This is a genomic window from Selenomonas sp. AB3002, from assembly GCF_000702545.1.
Classification (GTDB): domain Bacteria; phylum Bacillota; class Negativicutes; order Selenomonadales; family Selenomonadaceae; genus Selenomonas_B; species Selenomonas_B ruminantium_A.
Map to the genome: position 1 here is coordinate 202,803 of NZ_JNIO01000002.1, position 23,158 is coordinate 225,960.

Genomic DNA, 23,158 nt, shown 5'->3' on the forward strand with positions numbered 1-23,158 from the left:
TCTTCATCTTCTCAAAGAGAGCCAGTTTTTCCTCCAGCTTTGCTTCAAGTTCTTCCTCTTCGGACTTTTCCCCTTCAGTCTCTTTCTCTTCAGTATCTTCCTTTTCAGATTCTTCTTTTTTAATTTCTTCTTGTTTAATCTCTTCTGTTTCAGGCTCTTCGGCAGGAGCCTCCGCTTCCTGTGCTTTCTCCTCTGCGTCGTCTAACCTGACCTCATAAATCACTTGAGGTTTTTCTTCCCCGGCCTCTTCTTTTGCCTCTTCCACCTTTTCAGGCTCCTCCTGCATAAGGCTCACAGCCGCAGCCAAAGCTGCCAGCAGCCAGAAAAACATAGAGGACGGGATATTGAAAAGCAGATGGTCAGTGAGGCCGTTCAAGGCGATGGAAATGAAGGCCAGCCCCAAGCCCAAAGAAAGGCCGGACAGCAGCCTCCATTCCTCCACATCAAAGATCTCATGCCAGAAGTGCCGGGCAGGCTGGGGCATGGAAGCCTCAATCGTAGCGGTGATATCAGCCAGTTCCTTGTCAGGGCCCTCGTCCTTCAAGGTGAAGGGGGTTATGACCAGATGGGGCTTGGGCATGGGGAATCTCGCCCTGAAGGCAAGATAGATGCTGCCGAAGAAGAACCAGAAGAACGCCAGAGCTCCCGGCAGGCCAATTTCCGCCGCATAGTTCAGATACATATTGTGGGCATGGACAATCAGGATGGGAGCCCCCTGCATGTAGAAATCATACTCAGGGTATACCAGATAGAAAGCTCCCCAGCCAATGCCCAGGAAGGGATGGTCCTGTATCATAGCCCAGGTGCTCTCCCAGAAGGCCAGGCGCATTTCCGTGGAAGTGTCCACCTTGGTAAAGACGGACAGCATGCGCTCGTAAAGCACCGGGTCAAGGAGCAGCAATGCCCCCGCCACCCCCACGCAGGCCAGCAGCACCCGCCAGTCCTTCAGCACGCCGTAGCCGGCCAGTATCACCGCCAGCACCAGGCAGGCGCCACGGGCATAAGTCATGGCCAGGCAGGCCACTGCCGCCAGCATGAAGACGCCGATGACTATGCGCCTGTCGCGATTGCCGCAGGTGACAAGCTGCCCCATAGCCAGGCAGGCCATGATATCAAGATACCCGGCCAGGATATTGGGGTTCTCCCAGGTGGAGAAAACCCTCTTCTTCAGCTCCGGGAAGGCCTCCCCGTCCACCCATTTCATGGCGGCGGTGTCGATGCCGAAAAGGAACTGGTAGAAGCCATAGAGGATAACCGCACAGGCAGCAGTGCCTATGACCGCCAGCAGCAGGCGCACCTGCCGGGCGTCCCTCACCACCTGCCCCGCCAGGAAGTAGGTCAGCAGGTACACACCTACCAGATTGTAATAGTTATAGAAACTGAAGCCCTTATCCGGGGACATGATGACGGAAGCTGCCCCCAGCAGGGCAAAGAGCACCACCGGCACATCCAGGGGCAGATGACGGAAACAGAAATCCTTCTCCATGCGAAACCGCACCAGCACCAGCACCACTCCCGCCAACAGGGCGATAGTAGCCCCCAGAGGCCACAGGGCCAACAGGAATGCCTCGGCATATAGGGCATTTTCCGTCCAGCTCTTGAGGTAAGCGGCATAGCGGGCTCTGGCTGCCTCTTTCCTCAGTTCCTTCATATCCTTATGCTCATCCATGCGCCTCACCCCGCTCTCTGCCCTTGCGGGCCAGCAGGCTTTGCCTGAGGCTCCCCACCAGGTAAAGGGAACCACAGAGCACCATCAGACGTTCATCCCCTGCAAGTTCCAGGGACCTTGCCAATGCCTCTTCGTTATCCTCGTAAGCCTCCACATGGCTCACTCTGCCAGACACCTGTCTGGCAAGTTCTGCTGCAGCCTCAGCCCTGTCCGACTGAGGCGGGGTCACTACCACTGTATCGTTGGGCCGCAGCAGTGTTTCCAGCATGTGCTCTATATCTTTGTCATGGAGTATGCCCAGCAGGAACACCCGCTCTTTTTCGGGATAGTACATATCCAGGCTTTCCCTCAGAGCCTTTATGCCTGCAGGATTATGGGCGCCATCGACTATGACTTCCCTGCCCTCGCAGTTCACCTGCTCGAATCTTGCCCCCCAGGAAACCAGCTTCAAGCCCTCACGGATGGCATCAATATCCACCTTGGGCTCCACATTGTGCAGGAGTTCCGCCGTCATCACGGCCAAAGATGCGTTCTGCACCTGATGGGGGCCCAGGAGCCTTACGTCAAAGGGTTCCTCGGCAATGCCCAGAAGAGCTGAAGTGAAGCTGAAGCCCTGGGTATGGCGTTCCAGGTCAGCTTCCACAGCTACAGCTTTGAAATCCTCCCCAGCCACGAAGATATCCGCATTCTTCTCCTCAGCTGTCTGGCGGATGATTTCAAGCGGGATGCCCGTTGCTGCGGTCACCACAGGCACGCCGGCCTTGATGATGCCCGCCTTGTGCTCCGCCACCCCTTCCAGGGTGCCGCCGCAGCGATCAGCATGCTCCAGGGCTACATTGGTGATGACGGATACCTCAGGCACGATCACATTGGTAGAATCCAGAAGTCCTCCCAAGCCCACTTCGATGACGGCATAGTCCACCTGCTTCATGGCAAAATAGAAGAAAGCCAGCGCTGTCAGCACCTCAAACTGGGTGGGGCACTCCTCCCCCTCTGCCATCATCTGCTCCACATAGGCCCTGATGGTAGAAAGACAGTCAGCAAATTCTTGCTGGCTGATGGGCTGACCATTCACCTGCATGCGCTCCGTATAGGAGGCAAGATGCGGCGAAGTATAAAGACCCACATGAAGCCCCGAGCGCCTGATGATGCTCTCCAGCATGGCAGAAACGGAGCCCTTGCCATTGGTCCCCGTCACATGGATGGTGCGATAGCGCTCCTGGGGCAGGTCCAACAGTTCCAGCAGGCGCTTGATGCGGGAAAGTCCCAGCCTCACGCCGAAGACATTCAGCCCCTCCAGATAATCCAGAGCTTCCTGATAGTTCATCTTTCTGCTCCTATCTCAATTCTCTCTTTTCTCATGAAAAATCTCCAAATGCCCAAATCACCCAGACTTGCTGGGTGATTCTAAAGCATTTATTTACCTATTACAGCTTGGCCAGGTCAGCGATGCGGCTCTCCACCGCTTTCAGCTTCTCCTCGTAGCCAGCCAGCTTCTCACGCTCGGCAGCCACCACCTGCTCGGGTGCCTTGGCCAGGAACCCTTCGTTGGAGAGTTTCCCTGTAAGGCGCTTGATTTCCTTCTGGAGCTTCTCCTCTTCTTTCTTCAGGCGGGCAGTTTCCTTCTCCACATCGATGAGGCCCTTGAGGGGAAGGTAGATTTCCACGCCGCTTACCACACCTGCCATGGCGTTCTCGGGCTTTTCAGCTCCGGCAGACAGGATGGTGACAGGCTCGGAGGAGGCCAGCTTCTCAAGATAAGCCTGGTTATCCATGAAGACGGAACGCAGGGAATCATCACCCACGAAAAGAATCAGCTCGCTCTTCTTGCTGGGAGCTGCGCCAACTTCGGCACGCATATTGCGGACGGTCTTGATGGTCTCCATGATGGCCGTCATCTGAGCTTCAATGTCGCCATTGATCTGGGCTTCATCACCCACAGGCCACTGGGCCACCATGATGCTCCTGATTTCATCGCTATGGGGCACCTTCTGCCAGATTTCCTCGGTGATGAAGGGCATAAAGGGATGCAGCAGGCGCAGGGTGCCTTCCAGCACATGGCTCAGCACATAGAGGGCAGTATTGCGGGCACGGACATTTTCCTTGTCGTAGAGGCGGGCCTTGGTGAGCTCGATATACCAGTCGCAGAACTCGTTCCAGATGAACTCGTAAATCATGCGGCCAGCCTCGCCCAGCTCAAACTTGTCCAGGTTCTCCGTCACATCGCGGACCGTACGGGCATAGCGGGAGAGAATCCATCGGTCAGCCAGGGTATAGTCCTCTGCAGCAGGCTCGAAGCTCTTGTCAAAGCCCTCCAGGTTCATGAGCATATAGCGGGAAGCGTTCCAAAGCTTGTTGGCAAAGTTGCGGGCAGATTCCACACGCTCATCGTAGAAGCGCATATCATTGCCCGGCGTGTTGCCGGTGATCAGCATGAAGCGCAGGGAATCTGCACCGTACTCGCTGATGACTTCCATGGGGTCGATGCCATTGCCCAGGGACTTGCTCATCTTGCGGCCCTGGCTGTCACGCACCAGACCGTGGATGAACACATGGCGGAAGGGAATGTCCTTGCCGAACTCCAGACCCATCATGATCATGCGTGCCACCCAGAAGAAGATGATGTCATAGCCCGTGACAAGGGTTGCCGTGGGATAGAAATGCTTCAAGTCCTCGGTTTCTTCCGGCCAGCCAAAGGTCTCAAAGGGCCAGAGGCCGGAGCTGAACCAGGTGTCCAGCACATCCTCATCCTGGGTGATATTCTTGCTGTGGCAGTGGGGACACTCCGTAAGGTCAGTGCGGGAAACATGGGTCTTGCCGCAGTCTGCACAGTACCAGGCGGGAATGCGGTGGCCCCACCAAAGCTGGCGGGAAATGCACCAATCACGGATATTCTCCAGCCAGTTCTCATAGATTTTCGTGAAGCGGGCAGGCACGAACTCGATGCGGCCGTCACGTACAGCCTCGATTGCCGGCTTGGCCAGAGACTCCATCTTCACGAACCACTGCTTGGAAACCAGGGGCTCTATGGTGGAATGGCAGCGGGAGCAATGGCCTACTGCATGCTCATGCTCCTCCACGGAAACCAGCACGCCCTTTTCCTCCAGCTCCTTCACCAGAGCCTTGCGGCACTCATAGCGGTCCATACCGTTGTACTTGCCGGCACCTTCCAGCATGTGGCCGTCATTGCCGATGACCTTCACCTGCTCCAGGTTGTGGCGCAGGCCCATCTCAAAGTCGTTGGGGTCATGGGCAGGGGTCACCTTCACGGCGCCGGTGCCGAACTCCTTGTCCACGTATTCATCGGCAAAGAGGGGGATGCGGCGGTTCACGATGGGCAGGATCAAGGTCTTGCCAATCAGGTGCTTGTAACGCTCATCCTCGGGATGCACAGCCACGCCGGTATCGCCGAACATGGTCTCGGGACGGGTGGTGGCAATCTCCACATATTCCTCCGTGCCCTCTACCTGATAGCGCAGGTGCCAGAGGTGGCCATTCTCCGTCTCATGCTCCACCTCGATATCGGAAATGGCGGTGTTGCAGGAGGGGCACCAGTTGGTGATGCGGGTACCCTGATAGATAAGGCCCTTCTCGTAAAGGCTTACAAAGACCTCACGCACAGCCCTGGAGCAGCCCTCGTCCATGGTGAAGCGCTCACGGTCCCAGTCAAGGGAGGAACCCAGGGAGCGCAGCTGGGACATGATGCGGCTGCCAAACTTTTCCTTCCAGTCCCAGACCCGCTCCAGAAACTTCTCGCGGCCCAGGTCATAACGGCTCAGGCCCTCCTCCCGGAGAGCCCCCTCCACCTTGGCCTGGGTGGCAATGCCTGCATGGTCGCAGCCGGGCATCCAAACGGTGTTGAAGCCCTGCATGCGGTGGTAGCGGATAAGGATATCCTGCAGGGTGTTGTCCAGGGCATGGCCCATGTGCAGCTGGCCCGTGACATTCGGGGGCGGGATCACCATGCTGTAAGGCTTCTTGCTCTTGTCCACCTCAGCGTGGAAGAACTTATTCTCCTCCCAGAACTGATACCATTTCTTCTCAAAGGACTGGGGGTCATAAACCTTGGGAATGTTGTTTTCCTGCTCCAAAACTTCGCTCATCTTTATCCTCCTACTCGCGGAACTATCCGCCACAAACTAAAAAAGCGCCCCCGCCCCAAAGGACGAAAGCGCGCACTTTCGTGGTACCACCAATGTTCCCGGGGAATCCCCGGCTCAAAGCCTTAACGCAGCCATACGTCCGCACTTACTCAAAGTTCAGCCCGGAAGCTCGGAAGCGACCTTCAAGCCCGCCGCACAGAAACTTCCACCAGCCGTTTCCTCTCTATAGTGCGAAGAGAGCCCTACTCCTCTCCGTCATCGCCTTGCTATTCATTTGACATGGCATTGATTCTATCACAAAATCCCCGCCTTGACAATGATTTTTAGGACCTTAAACGCCTGTCTCCTCCAAAACTCCCAGCTTTTCCAGCTCTTCCTTGATGGCCTCCAGCGCCTCTTCGTCCGGCACTCTCACCGTGTGCACATGGATTCCTCCGGTGACTATGGAAATAGGAGCCGCCTCACACTTCTGCATCTTCGTGAGGAAGTTCTTCACATCGCGCCTGCTGGTAAGGAGCAAGTCTGCCTTCAAGGGACCATAGACAGGATGCTCCACAATCACATCCAGCACCTCGCCCCCGTTATCCACGAAGGCCAGCAGTTCCTGCTCCATCTCGTCCCTGCTGTGGCGGCAGATAAAGCTGACCAGAAGCCCCTCTGTCCCTTCACTTTCGGGTACAAAATACCCTCTGGGCGTGGCGTAGATTTTCGCCCCCTCTGCCCGGAGGATGCTGATATCCCCCACGATAATCTGGCGGCTAACCCCAAATTCCCGCGCCAGCTTCGTGCCGGAAAGAGGAGACTTGGCCTTCTTCAACCGCGCCAAAACCGCCGCCCTGCGTTCCTCTGTAGTCACATTCCATCCCCTGCCTAATCTGTTATTTACATAAATTATATACACATACAAACAGGCAGGCAAGCCCTAAGCTCACCTGCCCGTATTGGATAGGTCAGCCTGTCGCTCATCTCACTGCATGATTCCAGATTTCCCCCAAATATTTTTTTAGCTTTAGCAGGATTTCAGGCAGATATATAGAAAAGATATTGTGTGAGTATTGTGACATTTTAGAAGGAGGTATTTTCTATGAAGTCACTCACTTTAAGGCTCCTGGCTGTGATGGCGCTGGCACTGATCTGGGCCATCGCACTTCCCCAAGGAGCAGAAGCAAAACCACAGATCAAATTCACCATCGAACATGTCTATCTGCACACCGCGGGAGAGGCGTAGATTGTCGGTTACTTTGAGAACTCCGGGGACCAGGGAGCTTACGTCAAATGGACAGAAATTGACCTCACGCTCATTGCCGACAACGGACAGGAGATGTGGTCGGATTATGGCATTCGCCATTATGTGAACGATATTTACGTTCCTGCTGGCGAATACATAGCATACACCTGCTACGTGCAGCATCCGGATATCCCTGAATATCACGGAAAATGTCACTCTCGCTTCCGCACTAACACCCATTGGGAAAAAGCTGCCGGCTGAGGGAAAGGAATGCAGAAGATGAAAAAGACATTTTCAGGCAAAAAATTCCTCCTGGCCCTGGCCTTGAGCACAACCTGCCTGCTAGGCGGGAATCTGGCTGAAGCTGGTGCGAATGCGCCTTCTGTCCCCGCTTCTGTGCAGGAGGTCAATTCCCAAAGCCTCGACTCGGCTTTCCTGCAGGGCATTTATGGCAAATGGCAGGAAGAAGGAGTGCTTGATGCCCGCACCCTTATCATAAATGCCGATGGCACCTATGAGCTGGCCTATCGGGGCGGCGGCGTAAGCCATGGGACAGTGAAGGTGTCCATGGATGAACACCCCGATGGCTCGAAATCCTGCTGGTACAATTTTTATGAAGAAGATGGCACCCTGTGGATGGGGGCCGAAAGAGATGGCGAATATCCGGTGCAAACTGACTTGTATTCCGGGCATGATGGTGCCATGCACTTTGTCCGGCAGGAAAATAGCTGCCACGATACAGGCACAGGAGTGCACCCGGAGGACTATTCAGGAATATGGGCTTGCGGCAGGTGCAGTATGACCATCACGCCTGAGGGAAACGGCTACCTGGCAGAAATACAGTGGGCCAGCAGCGCTGCCGAGGGCTCGCGCTGGATCTTCCCCTGCACCTATGACAGTTACAGCGCCCAGCTTTTCTGCAACGGCAGGGGCAAGCGCATTGACTATGTGTGCGATGAGACTGGCACATGCAAGAATAAGATCATCTATCAGAACGGAAGCAGCACCTTTACCATGCGTGAGGGCGTGCTGTTCTGGCAGTCACCAGAGGAACCCAACTACACAGATATAGAGTTCAGACGGTAAACAGAGCAAGTGGAGCTGCTACGCACATGATGCGCGGCAGCTCTTTTGGCTGTGACTTACTTTGTGACTTACTTCCCCCAAAAGCCCCCTGCCACCTACAGCCCCACACACCAAAAAACGGCCGCATGAGCAGTACGGCCGCCGTCTGGCCAAGGATTTCCGTGGCGTGTTCCTCGCCGGAGGCCACGGCCTTCTTGTTGATAATCTTCTGCATGACGGTCCTGACCGCGTCCTCAGTCAGGCCATCTACGGGGTCCTGCAGGGCGTAGGTTTTGGTGCCGCCTGCTTCCAGCTTGAACGTCATGGTAAGTGATTGCTGTCATTCCAAGCAGCAACGTTTTATTGTTGAGTTTGTCCTAGCAGGTTAACATTATGATTGCAAGGGGGATTTTAGAGCTGCCCACGATACTTTTGAAAGTCCACAGCTGGTATCCCCAATGCCTCCATGGCCTTTTCTGCTGAAAAGTGCAGGTTGTTCATTACACTTTTTATGTTAGAGAGGCGCTCCAGCATCTGTCCTTCACGATAGCTTTTCTTTATGGCATAGCTCATCATAGCATTTTGATCATGCTCAAACTTTTCCTGCTTCAAGCGCCTCCACCTGTCTATTTCTTCTTGAGTAAACATGCCAGTTCCTCCGCAATGTTGAAGTCACCAATTACTGTTTACCAGAGCTGTTGCTTCCTTATCTGGCAGGGAATAACTTTCCATAAGCTCCTGTATTGCAGCGTCTTTGGTGAGTTTCAGCCGTTTGAGCATGGCAACAGCCTTGGCTAATCCTTCGGCCCTTTCCTTATCTCTGCCCTTCTTTTCGGCATATTCCAACTGAGCAGCTTGGTCGCGGCGGAATTTCTCGGCCTTCTCATAAGACCTCTTTGCCACTTCATCTTTGGTGAACACGTCCTCCACCTCCATCGCTTCCCGAATGGCTTCTTCACCGGCGGCGATTTCTTCCAGTTCCTCATCGGTGGTGCTTGGGGAGAAATAGGCCGCCCATTTTTCCATGCGGTTCATGTCTTTTACGCTCTTGCTCCTGAACTTCGGCAGTTCAAGAAAGTGTATCTCCAGCTTGTCCGTCAGCTGGCATTTTGTCTTGATGTCGTAAATGCCGAAACAACTGTGTATATCCGGGTACTGCTTTTCATTGAAAAGATTGAAACCCAGAATGTTGATGGCAATGGTGCGCTTCAGCTGGTCATATTCCTCGCCACGCTCCAGATCGGCATAATTCCTTGCCCAGTAGAACAGGGAGCGCTCGCCCATAGCAGCAAGGGAGTTGACCTGCATCTCGATATTGACCTTCACGCCACTGGCGGTAATCCCCAGAATGTCCAGCCGGGATTCCTTGCCGTCGTACTCGTCAGAATCAATTTCCCGGTCGATGAACTCAATGTCCACCAGCTGCTCCGTACCCTGGAACTCAAGGAAAGCGTTGATAAGGGCCAGGGTGATATTGGGGTACTTGGCGAAAATTGCCTTGAATACTGCATCATTTGTGCGATTGATGCGAAAAGCTGCCATGGTCATTCCTCCTGTTCCTTGTCTATATTTTATGACTTCGACACCTAAAAGGCAATATTACCTCACCAAAAAGGCCGTTTGCTCGACCTCGTTATTTACCGCCCCTGTCCTTTGACTGACTTTGTGACTGACTTCCCCTCAAAAGTCCCCTTCCACCTACGTCCCGAAACACCAAAAAACGGCCGCATGAGCAGTACGGCCGCCTTTTGGCTGTGTATTGTATTTAGGAGAGCTTAAACGAAAGCCTATAGATAATATAGCATAGATGATAATCATTTTCAATACCTAAATGAAAAATATTTTCAAATGAGCATATTCACTGTCATATTGCTCTGTTCCGCAGGCGTGGGTGCCCTGTCCGGCAGCTTAGCCATACGCTCTTTGGCCAGCTCCAAAAGCTTCTTCGCCTTCGCCACCTCAGCCTCGTCACATATATTCTGCTTCAGTCCGTCTTCCACCTGCTGCAGATCTTCCTCCAGCAGGGCAATTACGGATTGCATATCACCTTTGGTAGAGGCAGCAGCAATCTGACGGCGGCGTTTGTCCTCGTTGATGGAAACAGTGCTCTTGGTGGACTCTGACGTCACTTCCCCATTTTCGTCAATTGTAATCTGCATCCCCTGGAAGCCCACCTCATCCTTACGCTTGGCATAGCTTTCGTCTGCCGCTTTCAAGATGTCAAAAAGCCTGTTCCTGCTCTCCTCGTCCGTCACGCACTTTTGCAGGAACTTGCCGGAAATGCTGGCCATGCCGCCCTTGACGATGTCATAGTTTCCCTGCAAATACTTATACAATTCGTTCTTGGTGGCAAAGCCGGAATTGTTATCAGCTTTTGCACTCTGCACCACCTTGTCCCTGACAGCGCTCCCCTGTCCTTGCAAAGCCGCCAGCAGGCCCGTCGGCTCCTCATCCGCCTTGGCAGCTTGCTCCTTGCTCTTCTCCAATAGTTCCTGCCTAACCTTAGCCGAGGATTTTTTCTTCTGCTTGGGCTTCCCCAGCATCTCCTCCCACCAGTTCTTCTTCTCTGAGCGCTTAAGATGCGACTGATGGCGCTGGCTGCCATCGTTGCTTTCGGAAATCCCCCAACCGCGCAGACCGCCGTTGTCATCAATGATGAAGCCGTGAGATTTCATCTTCCTGCCTGGCATAATCCCGCCATTGACATCAGTATGGGCCACATCATAAATCAGCGCCTCATACTCCATGCGCTTCTCCGGGTCCTGCTCCATCTGCTTGAGAATCCTGGGCGAAATGGAAAGATTATTCGTGCCTGTGCCGGAGAAAGGCCCCGTACCCACAGTGATATTGAGGCCAGGATATTTTTCCTTCAGCTCTTTCAGTACGCCCTTCTCCTCCTTGCCTTCCGCTTTCTCCGCCCTGCGCGCCTTGGCAAATTCGTACGCCGCCTCGGACACATAGCTTGCTCCTACTTTCACCGGCATTTTCCTTACCTCCTTGTGCTGACGAACTCCTCTTTACCTATATATCGACCTGCAAACGCTGTTCTTAATAGGATTGGCGCGAACGGTTATATTTGCGGTGCGAACAGCATTGGAAGCAAGGAAGCTATGTGCTATGCTATAGCAAAGCGAGGTCTTAGCCATGACGAAACAAAATCTGCGGTACTTTCTGCCGCCACTTACCCTTATTATCCTGCTCTTTGCCATTGACATATTCTATCTCAGCCCTACACTCCCACAATCCCCTGCAACCTTTCCCTCTTTCCGTACAAGAGACTTAAACGGGCAGGAGTATGACGAAAGCCTTTTCCACGGCCATCTCACCCTTGTCTGCCTTTGGGTAACTAAAGACGATTCCTCTGCTGAAATTCTTGAAGCCTTGGCAGCATGGCAACAAACAGAGGAAAACTCTATTCAGCTTGTAGGGTTGGTTGGTGATCTTAAGGACGATGCTCCCGCCGATAAGATTGCGAAAGCCAAGAGCATGACCCGCAACTTGCCCTCAAGCTTTCCCCAACTTTTAACCAATGACAGCCTGTTCCCCTTCCTCTCAACTATCAAAAGCACCCCAACCTTTGTCTTTGTAAACAATCAAGGACAAATCACAGGCCAGCCTGTTGCAGGTTGGGAAATAAGGCTTATAAAAAAAGAAGCCCGCCGAATCTTGTCGGCAGGCTCCCCCGAAACCCAACAGAAAAATCATCTACAATCTCAGCTGATGCGCTGATAAAGCATGACGGTAAGGCAAAATTTTGGTCTGCCGTCTTTTTCGCTTGTCTCAATATCCACGGTGCCCTGGTACTTCCCCGCACAACGGGCGATATTGGCAAGGCCCAGCCCATGATTTTGCCTGTCCTCCTTGCTGGTGGAAGGAAGTTCGCCTCCCTCCTGCCATTGCAGGCTGCCTGCGTAATCGTTAATAACCTCAAGGAAATACAAATTGCCCCGCAGGTATGAGCGCACATCTATCGCGCCGCCAGAAACTTTTTCACAGGCCTCAATGGCGTTTTGCAAGGCATTGTTCAGCATGACGCTTATATCGTAAACGTCAAAGCTGCCTTCCCTGGGATAATGGAAATCAGCAGAGAAGCCTATGCCCCTTTTCTCCGCCTGTTGCCTGGCCTGATGGAGAATGATATCTGTCAGGGCATGGCCTGTCTTGTCCGCAAAATCCAGCCTCGCCACGGTGCTGGCCATGCCTGAAAGGTATGGCTCCAGTTCCCTGCCGCCCTCTGGCAGATGGCGCTCCACATAGTCAGCCAGGTTTGCAATATGCCCACGCAGGTCATGACGCAGGCCACGGATATCTCCGTAGATATCCTCCAGTTCATGCACCTGCCTGTGTACATCTGCCACGCCTTTTTCCAACAGCAGCCGTTTCTGCTCCTCTTCCTTGGACTGCACCAGTCCCCGGAAGAGAATCACCGCCGATACCACCAGCCCCAGAAGCAACAGGCTCACCACTGGCAACAGCACGAGGATTTCCGGCGTCCTGTCGTAAATCAGCATGAGCGCACTGTTGTCCACGGAAAAGGCCATGACCCGCAGGGTCAGGTCTATCACCAAAGCCGTAGCGCAGGGAATCAGCAGGAAGAAGCTCTCCTGACCTTTCAGCTTGTAATCCCCAGGGAAATTCACCACGATAAGCCGCAGGTACAGGGCCAGCAGCCCCAGCTGCACCAGACGGCAGAACGTGAGTAGCACAAAGACCGACACCCGGTTCAGCATGGCCAGATTTGCCACTAGCCAATCAGCAGGCACAATCCCCCGGTTCATGCTTTCTTCCACCAGATACAGCCACAGGGGATTCCACCAGTCGAAAAGCACATGAGCCAAAGGACTGACGGTAAAGCGCAGTATACCCCAGCCCGCCCAGAAGCTGGCCAAGACAAAAATCTGCCTGGTCATGTCCTTCTCAAAGAAACACCTCTGCAGAAGGACCATAAGCAAGGTCCCTGCCAAAAGCCCCAGCATGCTGCCGTAAATGCCCTGCTGCAGTTCCGGCAAGGCAAATTCCATGCCCCTGGATGCAAGCTGCTGTCCCAGGACGAAAACCGCCAGCCAAAGGCCCATGGCCCGCCCCCGCCTGTCGGCCTGCAAAGGCAGGAATTTTTCCGTATAGCGGAACGCCAAAAAGCCGGAGACCAGGCTGACCATGACCTCCAGCAGATAATCCTCAAACACTCACCATACCTCCTCCCCTGGCATAGCGGAGATATTCCTTCACAAAGGCCCCGTAGCGCTTGTGGGCCAGCATGACCGTCTCTCCCCCTGCCACCTGGATTTCCCTCTGGTTGTAAGCAGTGATTTTGGCCATGTTCACGATGAAACAGCGATGGCAGCGGTAAAAACCAGCCCCCAGCCTTTCCTCAAACTCCTCCATGGTGCCCTGAGCTGAGAAAACATCGCCCTCAGTATGGAAAATCACATTCTTGTTATTGCTCTCCACAAAGTGGATATCCCGCAAGAGCACCTTGCGACTTTCCATCTCCCCCTCCCGGCCCCGCACCTTCAGAATCACGTGGTCTTCTCCCTGCTGATGCAGGAATTCTGCTTCCCGGCAGGCTTTTTCCAGCACTTGCGCAAATTTTTCTCTGTCGATAGGCTTCACGAGATAATGGAACGCCTGCACATCAAAGGCCGCCTCCATATACTCCCTGTAACCCGTGACAAAGATGATGATATGGCGCCGCCCCTGCTCCCGTGCCCGCAGATGACGGGCCAGTTCCATGCCTCCGGCTCCCTTTATATCCAGGAAATATATATCAAACTCCTCGCCCAAAGCCAATAGTTCCTCTGCCGAGGCAAAGGCCTGTACCCTTGTTCCGGGCTTTTGCCTGACAATCAAGTCTTTCAGGCAGTCTACTGACTCCCTGCTGCTGTCGCAAACGGCTATCTTTATGTTCACATTCAAGTCTCCCTTGCCTATTATGCCAATTTACATTTTAGGCACAAAGGAAGAGAAGATTCAATAGGCAGGGAGCCAACAACCCCATTTGAGGTGCGAATGGCAAATCACTTCTGCATACGAGAAAAAAGCCACCCGAAGGTGGCTTGTGCATTCAATGGTGACCCACCACGGAATCGAACCGTGAACCTACTGATTAAGAGTCAGTTGCTCTGCCAGTTGAGCTAGTGAGTCGATATGGTGACGCCAATGGGATTCGAACCCATGAACCCGCCGTGAAAGGGCGGTGTCTTAACCGCTTGACGATGGCGCCATTGGCTCCTCGAGCAGGATTCGAACCTGCGACAGCCTGATTAACAGTCAGGTGCTCTACCGACTGAGCTATCGAGGAATGTCATGGCGTCGCGCTTTTGTTTTTGCGCTGTGCCTTAACAACATAGATTATTATACACAGGTCTTCCCCATTCGTCAACACCTTTTTGAAACTTTTTTTGAAAAAATTTCAAAGGGGCTTTTCAGTCCTGCTCGTTGAGCTTTTTATCCGCATACTGCAAGAGGATATGGCCACTCTTCCTGTTGGTCGCCAGAGGGATATTGTGCACATCGCAGAGCCTGAGCAGCGCATTGATATCCGGTTCATGAGGCTGAGAGGTCAGGGGATCCCTCATGAAAATCACATAATGCACCTTCTCCGTAGCCACCAAAGCGCCGATCTGCTGGTCGCCTCCCAGAGGACCGGACATCATGGTTTCCACCTCCAGCCCCAGTTTCTCCTTCAGCAGCGTGCCGGTGGTACGGGTAGCAACCAGATGGAACTTGGAGAGCAGCTCCTTGTGATTAGAAGCAAAGTCCAGCATTTCTTCCTTCTTCTTGTCATGAGCAATCAAAGCAATAGTTTCCATATACTCAACCTCTTTTCGCTAGTGTGAATTTTTCATTCTTTTCATATTGTACAGCTATTATGACTGTTTGTCGACAGGCAGATTCATAGACCGCCAGCCATAACGGGCTTTCCTTATGGCTTCGAACCTTCAAATTAAGCTGTTCCCAAAGGAATCTTCCCTTCCATGACGAATTGGAATAATCAGGAGTGCATCGACTTCATGCGCAGTTTCCTCGGCTCTGCCCTTAGAAAGACGAAGACTATGCAGACTGGGCATTGCTGAAAATTCCCAATGTGGAAGTCCGCATGGCCTATCGAAAGGAAATCCTTAGTCACATCGTCCCCAGCCAAGGTGAAACCCTGCTGCGGGATATGCTTCGTGCCATGATGGCCGGGGACACAAAAGAATTCTCGGAACACCTTGCCGATATCCTGCAGGATTTCGTGAGCTATCACGATACTGCCCAGCCCGAGAGTTTTCACCAGGGCGTAAACGACTCACATGATGCTGAAGCATCGGTTCGCTGTTTATATCACGGTATGATGCTTGGCTTCTCCGTACTCCTTGACGGAAAATACCGGGTGGAGTCCAATCGCGAATCCGGCTACGGCCGCTTCGACCTGGCCTTTTTCCCTCTAAAACCGGTCACCCCCGGGGTTATCCTGGAACTTAAGGCTGCCAAATCCGAGGAGGAACTGGAAGAAAAAGCCCAAGAGGCTTTGGGGCAGATTGCGGAAAAAGAGTACACACACGAACTATCCCGACAGGGCGTAAAGGAAATCTGGAGTTACGGCATCGCCTTCCAGGGGAAGAAGGTTTGCATGGCAGGGATGTAAGCACCCACGCTATACGTCAACCAAATAGCATGAAAACAGGGCAGGTTGTGGCTCATTTCCCCCACCTAACCCTGTTTTTATATGCTTACCAGAACCAGCATTATCAAAAACAGCGCCATATATTCACACCTTGCACACCCAGGAATTGCAGGACTGAGAGCTTCTTCTGGGCGGTTTATAGTCGAACTTATTGCAATGGCTCTTAGCATTCTCATCATATTCCCATAAACCCAGCGCAGGGTTCTTGGGGCGTATGGCGGCGTTGCCAGGGTCATACCAATATTGGCAGAAAGCACAGCGACGGCAGGTTTTCGCTCGGATGGATTTCATAAACAGCTCCAATCATGATAAACCCACTTTTAATATAGTTTATTCATCATATCATTTATATTCCCAGCTATAAATTCAACCTCACCGCTTTCCAATCCAAATATACATATCCTTCCCTTGTTTTTCATGTCAACACAAATCAAATCGCCACCTGGCTCCATGCCAAAAGGAAACAAACCAGCTTTCTTCAGTGATTCTTTTAATTCGCCTTTATAAATTCCATATATGTTCTCAGGATCTTTCTCATTATAAGAAAACACTCCATCAAAAACACATTCTTTTCTCTTGTTCGTATCAAAGCGATTCACAGCAGGACGACCAGCATTGTGTTTAACTATAAACGTCACAACCTCTTTTGACACAGATATTCCCTGATTCTTCAGAAAGACTTCTACCGCATTGACCTTTTCCAAAGGTTCGACATATTTCCACTCCACAAGACCATCCCCTTATCTATAATCACTTCCACCGCCCCATATGCTTCTTCCTCCAGTATGTGGCGTTTTGCTATGTACTTCTGTAGGAACCAACTGCATCCTACCCTGCTTTTCATTATGGTGCCATGTATAACCACTTGGCCTGTCTCCATTTTCAATTTGGCCAAGTTGTTTTGCGTTGAATTTGCTTCTCATATCAGGATTATTATTCACAGATTCTTTTAACTTTTGTTTGCAAGTATTGAACTGAACTGCATCTGATGCTTTGTATTGCTCTGGCGAAAGCTTAGTATCATAAACACTAGGAAATTTAGGAAATACTCCCTCAACTTGCTTACCATCAGAAGTCTCTACTATTCTCTTCCTATACAACACACCTGTATCAGGATGTTTTTTACCTGCCAGATCTTCACGAATTGTCGTTATATGCTCCAGCTTCTCCCTTTCCGAATCAGATACCGTTGCATTCTTTTCCAGATGTTGCCTTCTGGAGGTAGCAATATCATTTCGCGGTGTCACCTTCTCAAGAGATTCACATCCACCTTTCTCTATCATAACACAACACCTGCTTTCCTGTCTTGCCCCAAAATATCTGGCAAGAAGTTCCTTATAAGATAATTCGTTTCACGGATAACGTCACTTTCAGAGTCAATGCCATAACGTCCCCTAAAAATACTATCTATTTCATGTATCATCGCTTCCTTTGACAGCATTGCCGACGCTCTTTGTCCTGCTATTCCTAAAATAACAAGCAGCTGAGCTTCCTCATTGAGCATTTTCCCATTCAAGATTTCATCAAATACATACTGCGCTTTTAAACTTAACCCCAAACGCTTGTACCATTTACGAAGAATATCTTTATCTTCTGTCGAAAGCTGCTCTTGCTCTAAATCCATCGCGTTTCGCAGAAACTTACGGACAGCCTCTGGCTCCTTATCATACCATTCAAAATTCTCGGTGCCATACCTTTTCTTCAAAGGCTGCATATTCTCAAATTTTGTCACTTTAACCAGTACAGGCTCTACCCAATCACTTTGGAACGCAGCCGCAACTCCCATTTCCAGCCTGGCCAGTTCCTCAATCTGTGCATCATTAAGTCCTGCCGCACGACCAACCAGTTCCCTATCGCCTTCGTCAGGCAGACGCATGATGATTTTCGTGTTCGTATTTCGAACAACCGACATATCCATCAATCCTGGCGACTGATCAACAATAACAAATCCTTCCCCATATGTACGCATCTCTGCAATAGCATTGGACAGCATAACTACCGCCTGTCCAGCAAGGTTCGAACTCTCTTGGGACTGCTCTGATGAAGTTTTTCTCAGTAGATTATGGGCTTCTTCCAGCACCGTGACGTGCCGTAGCATCATATTGGGTTGATTCCCTTCCGACATCCGATATTCCTGTAATTTCAGAACCAATATCCCCATAATCAATGATTTTGTCTCCTGAGAACCAATCCTGCTCAAATCAACAATTGCATTACGACTGAATAGTTCAGCAGCAGAAATATCCCCACTGAAAACCAAGCCATGAATCCCCCGCGTGAGAGAACGTATGCGCGTAATTAACGCCCCCTTGTAATCACTGGTAGTATCAGCAGAATATGCCGAAGAATCAATAACCACGGGGAGTATCTCCAAAATAGTGCTGAAATCAGGATATACACCGATTCCCTTAGACAGGTTAAGATTCCAGCCACATTCCTCATACGCTCGTTCTATGGCTTCCCGCAAGATTGCAGGCATCGCTGCATACATAGGCCAACAAGCATTGAAAATTTCTACCAGCCTATCAATATGCTCCAACACATGCACATCATCTGGGAAACTAAAGGGATTTACTTTCAACAGATTGGGAACCTTAAATGGATTTGTCCCATAGGTAGTAACATCTGACATTCCCCCAAAAACATCTTTATATTCACCTTTGGCAGGTTCAATAACCAGCCAAGGAATTTTATGGCGCTTCAATTCATCCAGCAATCGATAAACCATATTTGATTTGCCACTACCTGTCGAACCTGTTACAAAAGTATGCGTGTTCAAAGAATTCATATTAAAATATACGGGATTGTTTTCTTCAATTCCCATATGATAAATACGCCCAATATTCATTCTCTTTTCTTTATCATTAGGTGTATCCCTTAACTTTATTATTTCTCTGCCGAAGGAAGCCATTTCTAAAACAGGCAGGCCCCCAACCGATTTACGCGGGAAATTTAATGCCTTGGACAATTCCTTCCCTGATAATGCAGTTGTTGGCGTTATCAGGGTAGGATACATGAGCCATTCTTTTTCATAAGATAATCTCCTCGCAAACACTGGATGTTGCAACCTATATATATTAGATAGAATAGCATATGAATACTGCCTTTCTCTGGAACCATCCCAAAGATTCACATTTGTCTTTGTTACATATGAAGATTCTCCTTGGGTAAGAGCCAAATACATATGAGCCACATTATTAGCGACAATGGAACTATCAGAAACAACATAAGCTGCAAATTCCCACATTCCAAGGGCAGAACTTTCCTCTATCCTCTTTATTTGAGATTCAATAATTTCCAAGGTATGCTTTATAGCAAAATTTATTTGTTTCAGGATTATTCCTTCATTTTTCCCTGACTGAACCGCCACACCTGCCGAACGAGAAAATGATGCACCAAAATTCAAAGCTGCACTCACGCCACTGCTTATTCCAGAGGATTCAAATGCACTATATGTGTCCGTGGTACTACTTGAGCTTCCCCCGCTTATACTTCCTCCAATTCCAAATGGTGTAAATGAGAGACCTGCACCAGAATTATTGCCACTGGAAACAGAATGTGAATGACCCGTTCCTGCTGTTACATTACCACTTGCATGAGCTCCTGTGCTTACATTTATATTGGCACCTAATGTTGCAGAAGAGGATAGACTTTCTGATTCCATATATGAATATTGGTTCTCCCACTCTGCATAAGGAGCCAATCTGGAATACATATCATACAATCTGTTTTTTCTTTCCAATTGATCTCTGACCGGCTTTGCCAATAGAACAACTGCATACTCTTGTCCCTCATTCTCAGGAACGAATCCATCTAGAAGTTTTTCTATACTTTGACTTATAAAGCTTTCAGATTTATCTGAGGCAATATTTGAAACCACTGCCACAGATTTTGTTTGTCCAAGTTCATTGGCAATCTCAGTGAATACATTAGGTATACCGCATTGGGCTTCTTCAAAACAAGTACCCGGGAAATTACCTTTCAAGGCCCCTGCTATGCGCTCCTGATAATTATCGGCAATAGCTGGATCAGCACTTAAATTGTTATTCACAATCCCCAATGTTAAACGACATGACTCCCTATTCCTATTGTAAATCAACGCAATGTTGCATTCTTCTTCACTTAACACATGATAAACATTAATGAGTTTATCCAAACTTTTTTCGTCCCTATCTACCACCCATTTAGTTATATCAAAATATCGAATCCTATTATCAGAATCAAAGCGTTCCGAAACAAATCCTAGGGGTTCATAAACAGTTTTCAATTGTTCAAAATAAGCTTGATATACTTCTACTGCTATAGCCCCCATATTGCTCTGTATGACATTTTTAATTTTATCTGATTCCATATCAGGCATGGATTGAAGGTATCTGCTTCTTTTTTCCTCTGCCTCATTAATCTGCTTTGGACTAAAACCAGCGACATGTGCAATACCATCACCTATTGCTCTCCCTACAGGAATCATTCTCTGCTGTATATATTCCTTCGTATTTGTCACGATTCCCATAATCCACACCTCCAATTTTAGCATTTCACTATTTTCAACACCAAAATTTGCCCCAATAATTTTTTACTTATAATTTCTAAATTTTACCTTAAGCACTTCAGCCAATCTATCAGTTTTCTCTTTCAATTCTTTTAACTGTCCATCGTTCACCTCATCCCAAACTTGCTCATACGCTTCTACGAAGGAAACACCAACATAAACTATGAGATATTGAGTTTTACCAAAATCGGACATTTTACAATTCTTTAGTTTGAATCCTTCACGTTCTTTTTCTTCAAGGAAATCAAAGATTTGACTTTTCACCATATCTATTGGAAGCTGTGCTTTTGCCCACATCAGCAAAAGATCTTTCAATCGTGGCAAAATAAATTCATCGATCTTTACATCAGGAACCACTTCATTATATTGCTTGCTTATACCAATAAGCATTTCTCTAATATTCATTGAAAGTGGTATTATCCCTATAATTACCAGCTTATTTAGAAATCCTATAGATTCCCGTGCTATTCTCAAAATAATTTTTCCACATTCATCTCTTTTCACATTTTTATTTACTTTCTGAGCTGCCGTAAATGCGCTGACGATAAATTTAGGCAATTTAGCCAATGTTACGTCTATCAATTTAGGTAAACCAAAAGAAGGGATAGGCTTATCCGCTCCCCTTGCCTTATAAGGCTTAGCTAAAATCTGAATGATATCAATATTATTCATACCATTTTCTTCAGTTGCATTTTTTATTTCATTTTCGAAACGATCAGTGTCTTCTTCAGCAAGGTGACATTTAGTTATAACAATAATAAAAGGTACGCCCTCTTCATATAATCTTTTAATAAACTCTATTTCCTTCGGTTGAACGCGGTTTGAATCAGCAGTTATGCAATACCAAATAGCATGTATCCTATCAAAAACATCTTCAGATTTAGCTTTCTTTCTAATCGTTTCTCTTATTGATTTAATAGAAGCTCCCGTTTTACTAGAATCAAGTTCAAATCCGACTGTATCCCAAATACATATCGGCTTGTCTTTAGGCTTATATTCCGCAATATGTTCAGTAACAGGCTTCCCCATACCTGTAGCTGCCATCTCTTCTCCAAACACTGCATTAACTAAAGTACTTTTTCCAGATCCAGTAATACCTGCAACAATGATATTTGCTACAGGTAATTCTCCTTTTTCCTTACATGAATCAACCTTTTTCTCTAATTCCTTTTTCTTCTCAGCTACAGTCAAACCTTTTTTACGCAAACCTTTATAAATTTTATTATTTTCTTTATCGTGCATAATACCACGTACCCCTTTGGTGTAAACAATTGTTCTATTTTCGCAACTCTATATGCCTTTATTTTCCTTCAAATACTCTTTCGCTTAATTACTTCAATCCAAACGGCTTTAACTCTCCCACTCCTCTTAACTTCACATTATACCCCATAATAGGAATAACTCTTATTTTATTATCCATTGCTTTTTCAATCTCACTAATCATATTTTTAAGTTCATTCTCTTCCATACTACAATTTGTTAACACAACATTCATATTCATATGCGAAAATTTCTCTTTGACATCTGCTAAGAAACTTAATTCGTAGGGCTCTATTCTTCCTCCTTGTATACAATACAAGAGTACTGTTATATCTTTATCAAAAATACTATCATAAAATTTTCTAATATCATCAGTTCTATTAACATACCAGCATACATGATTATACTCATCAATATAACGAATAAAGTATCTTCCCATTTCTCTTTTGCACTCAAATCCCATGAATTTTCCCAGGGATTCTATCACATCTGATTTATCAACTCCTTCTTTACCAAGGACTGCTATATTAGTTGTTTCCCATTTACATTTAATACACCTGTTTTGATACCCATTTCTTATTATTCTTCTAATAGAATCAAAGATTGTCTCAGACCCTTCATATACAATTTCTAAACCTCTATTGTTCCTATTGTATACCTCATCTATCTTTTCGATTAATTTATGCAATGCTTCGGAAGATAAGTTTTTCATATTGGTATATTCAGGTCTTGTTAGTGGAGAATAGCTGGATAAAGCACGCCACTTACCATCCTCTTCTCTAAAGTGGAATGAAACTTGACCATTATGAGGATTATGTATGATTTTTATATAGTTTTTCATATTCTTGCAAATCCTTTTTACTTGCAATTCATTTACTATGCCGACCAAATAAAGACTTTAACATTGTCGCCTAAATTCTTATCCATTCTAAATCCATAAATGATATTTGTATCACTATTTGACCCACGTTTTAACATCTTTATAACTTCATCTATTTCGTGCAGCTCTATATTGTTTTTACCGCTTACCGCACTGTATATGATATAATCAGCCTTTGACAAATCCAATTTATTTTTATCAATGACACATCTGGTTATTTCTACCAATACTTTATCTCCTGCAGCTTCACCATATGTAAAAGATATTTGATGATTTATACTAAACAAATTTGAAAAATCATCTATATCTAAAGAAACCTCACCAGGAAGGCCTACTTCGCCTATTATTGACTCTACAGCATTAATAATATAATCATACATATCATCATTTTTGAATTCAGAAGGATTTATACTTAAAAAATTTCCCATTATACCTTTATCTGATATTGCTATTGTAAAAACATTTTTTGCATACTTTCCAGCATTCCTCAATACCGCTTCCAATTCATCATCATCCACATCATCTGCTATTATGAAACCTAAATCTACATTTTTCCATACATCTTCATCTAATCCATTTTTATCGATAATTTCTATTCCATTCAGCGATTTCAATTTCCTGCATAATACTTCTAAACCGCTTCCCATAGTTATACATTTAACAGAATATTTTATATTTTTCACAGCAAGATCTCCTTCGTCACTTTTCATCTATTTTGCGATTTTATACGAATAT

Annotated in this window: 20 protein-coding genes, 3 tRNA genes, 1 pseudogene and 1 other annotated feature; of the genes and pseudogenes, 4 read left to right on the forward strand and 20 right to left on the reverse strand. The window is 48.3% G+C overall.

All coding sequences use genetic code 11. The annotated features are described in order from the left end of the window. Positions 1-292 precede the first annotated feature (292 nt). From P159_RS0101270 to P159_RS0101285, 4 genes and pseudogenes are all read right to left on the reverse strand, one after another. Positions 293-1,669 (reverse strand): annotated as a pseudogene (locus tag P159_RS0101270) (O-antigen ligase family protein); the annotation flags it as partial. Beyond that, positions 1,662-2,996: a folylpolyglutamate synthase/dihydrofolate synthase family protein gene (locus P159_RS0101275; RefSeq protein WP_029540671.1), complete on the reverse strand. Its 1,335-nt coding sequence runs from the start codon at positions 2,994-2,996 to the stop codon at positions 1,662-1,664. The gene P159_RS0101275 and the pseudogene P159_RS0101270, both read right to left, overlap by 8 nt. Positions 2,997-3,096: 100 nt before the next feature. Next, positions 3,097-5,772 carry a valine--tRNA ligase gene (locus P159_RS0101280; RefSeq protein ID WP_029540673.1) on the reverse strand — a complete coding sequence of 892 codons (2,676 nt, stop codon included), beginning with the start codon at positions 5,770-5,772 and terminating at the stop codon, positions 3,097-3,099. A 55-nt stretch (positions 5,773-5,827) separates the two neighbouring features. After that, positions 5,828-6,040, reverse strand: a binding site (T-box leader). A 63-nt stretch (positions 6,041-6,103) separates the two neighbouring features. Then, a complete protein-coding gene (locus tag P159_RS0101285; RefSeq protein ID WP_029540676.1) occupies positions 6,104-6,628 on the reverse strand; it encodes a transcription repressor NadR in 525 nt (174 codons plus the stop codon). A 228-nt stretch (positions 6,629-6,856) separates the two neighbouring features. Here P159_RS0101285 and P159_RS20435 point away from each other — a divergent pair, with 228 nt between their 5' ends. After that, the gene (locus tag P159_RS20435) at positions 6,857-7,000 is read left to right on the forward strand and encodes a hypothetical protein (RefSeq protein ID WP_185753570.1); all 144 of its coding nucleotides are present in this window, start codon (positions 6,857-6,859) and stop codon (positions 6,998-7,000) included. A gap of 279 nt (positions 7,001-7,279) precedes the next feature. Continuing rightward, positions 7,280-8,086 carry a hypothetical protein gene (locus P159_RS0101295; protein ID WP_185753571.1) on the forward strand — a complete coding sequence of 269 codons (807 nt, stop codon included), beginning with the start codon at positions 7,280-7,282 and terminating at the stop codon, positions 8,084-8,086. On the opposite strand, the gene P159_RS0101300 is transcribed toward P159_RS0101295, so the two are convergent. The 4 genes from P159_RS0101300 to P159_RS19000 all read right to left on the reverse strand — a co-directional run bounded on the left by P159_RS0101300 (position 8,076) and on the right by P159_RS19000 (position 11,049). After that, positions 8,076-8,390, reverse strand: coding sequence for a DUF2922 domain-containing protein (locus tag P159_RS0101300; protein ID WP_029540678.1), 315 nt, complete (start codon positions 8,388-8,390; stop codon positions 8,076-8,078). The genes P159_RS0101295 and P159_RS0101300 overlap by 11 nt on opposite strands. A gap of 86 nt (positions 8,391-8,476) precedes the next feature. Continuing rightward, entirely contained in the window at positions 8,477-8,677 is a 201-nt protein-coding gene (locus P159_RS0101305; protein WP_185753572.1) for a hypothetical protein, read from the reverse strand. A gap of 60 nt (positions 8,678-8,737) precedes the next feature. Further along, positions 8,738-9,607: an Rpn family recombination-promoting nuclease/putative transposase gene (locus P159_RS0101310; protein ID WP_051650033.1), complete on the reverse strand. Its 870-nt coding sequence runs from the start codon at positions 9,605-9,607 to the stop codon at positions 8,738-8,740. A gap of 302 nt (positions 9,608-9,909) precedes the next feature. Further along, a complete protein-coding gene (locus P159_RS19000; RefSeq protein ID WP_051650034.1) occupies positions 9,910-11,049 on the reverse strand; it encodes a DUF6033 family protein in 1,140 nt (379 codons plus the stop codon). A 160-nt stretch (positions 11,050-11,209) separates the two neighbouring features. Here P159_RS19000 and P159_RS0101320 point away from each other — a divergent pair, with 160 nt between their 5' ends. Beyond that, positions 11,210-11,794 (forward strand): hypothetical protein, encoded by a 585-nt coding sequence (locus P159_RS0101320; RefSeq protein WP_029540682.1) that lies wholly within the window; start codon positions 11,210-11,212, stop codon positions 11,792-11,794. Here P159_RS0101320 and P159_RS0101325 read toward each other — a convergent pair. The 6 genes from P159_RS0101325 to P159_RS0101350 all read right to left on the reverse strand — a co-directional run bounded on the left by P159_RS0101325 (position 11,779) and on the right by P159_RS0101350 (position 14,877). Further along, the gene (locus P159_RS0101325; protein ID WP_029540683.1) at positions 11,779-13,251 is read right to left on the reverse strand and encodes a GHKL domain-containing protein; all 1,473 of its coding nucleotides are present in this window, start codon (positions 13,249-13,251) and stop codon (positions 11,779-11,781) included. The two genes, P159_RS0101320 and P159_RS0101325, sit on opposite strands and share 16 nt — an antisense overlap. Further along, positions 13,244-13,975, reverse strand: coding sequence for a LytTR family DNA-binding domain-containing protein (locus P159_RS0101330; RefSeq protein ID WP_051650035.1), 732 nt, complete (start codon positions 13,973-13,975; stop codon positions 13,244-13,246). The genes P159_RS0101325 and P159_RS0101330 overlap by 8 nt, the downstream gene beginning before the upstream one ends. A 158-nt stretch (positions 13,976-14,133) precedes the next feature. Beyond that, a tRNA-Lys gene (locus P159_RS0101335) sits at positions 14,134-14,209 on the reverse strand. A gap of 4 nt (positions 14,210-14,213) precedes the next feature. Beyond that, positions 14,214-14,288 (reverse strand) — tRNA-Glu (locus P159_RS0101340). 2 nt (positions 14,289-14,290) lie between these two features. Next, positions 14,291-14,366, reverse strand: a tRNA-Asn gene (locus P159_RS0101345). A 124-nt stretch (positions 14,367-14,490) separates the two neighbouring features. After that, positions 14,491-14,877 (reverse strand): methylglyoxal synthase, encoded by a 387-nt coding sequence (locus P159_RS0101350; protein WP_029540685.1) that lies wholly within the window; start codon positions 14,875-14,877, stop codon positions 14,491-14,493. 257 nt (positions 14,878-15,134) lie between these two features. Between P159_RS0101350 and P159_RS0101355 the strand changes: the two genes are divergently transcribed. After that, positions 15,135-15,695 carry a PD-(D/E)XK nuclease domain-containing protein gene (locus P159_RS0101355; RefSeq protein WP_185753573.1) on the forward strand — a complete coding sequence of 187 codons (561 nt, stop codon included), beginning with the start codon at positions 15,135-15,137 and terminating at the stop codon, positions 15,693-15,695. Positions 15,696-16,054: 359 nt separating this feature from the next. On the opposite strand, the gene P159_RS19005 is transcribed toward P159_RS0101355, so the two are convergent. The 6 genes from P159_RS19005 to P159_RS0101385 form a co-directional block, all read right to left on the reverse strand. Beyond that, positions 16,055-16,462, reverse strand: coding sequence for an SMI1/KNR4 family protein (locus P159_RS19005; RefSeq protein WP_029540688.1), 408 nt, complete (start codon positions 16,460-16,462; stop codon positions 16,055-16,057). A 12-nt stretch (positions 16,463-16,474) separates the two neighbouring features. After that, positions 16,475-17,017 (reverse strand): HNH endonuclease, encoded by a 543-nt coding sequence (locus P159_RS0101365; RefSeq protein WP_051650036.1) that lies wholly within the window; start codon positions 17,015-17,017, stop codon positions 16,475-16,477. Then, positions 17,014-20,244, reverse strand: a complete 3,231-nt coding sequence (locus tag P159_RS0101370; RefSeq protein ID WP_051650037.1) for an ATP-binding protein — start codon at positions 20,242-20,244, stop codon at positions 17,014-17,016. The genes P159_RS0101365 and P159_RS0101370 overlap by 4 nt, the downstream gene beginning before the upstream one ends. Before the next feature lie 63 nt (positions 20,245-20,307). Then, a complete protein-coding gene (locus P159_RS0101375) occupies positions 20,308-21,525 on the reverse strand; it encodes a GTPase domain-containing protein (protein WP_029540691.1) in 1,218 nt (405 codons plus the stop codon). An 88-nt stretch (positions 21,526-21,613) separates the two neighbouring features. Next, positions 21,614-22,384, reverse strand: a complete 771-nt coding sequence (locus P159_RS0101380) for a hypothetical protein (RefSeq protein WP_029540692.1) — start codon at positions 22,382-22,384, stop codon at positions 21,614-21,616. Between the two features lie 35 nt (positions 22,385-22,419). Beyond that, positions 22,420-23,106: a hypothetical protein gene (locus P159_RS0101385; RefSeq protein WP_029540698.1), complete on the reverse strand. Its 687-nt coding sequence runs from the start codon at positions 23,104-23,106 to the stop codon at positions 22,420-22,422. Positions 23,107-23,158: the final 52 nt, after the last annotated feature.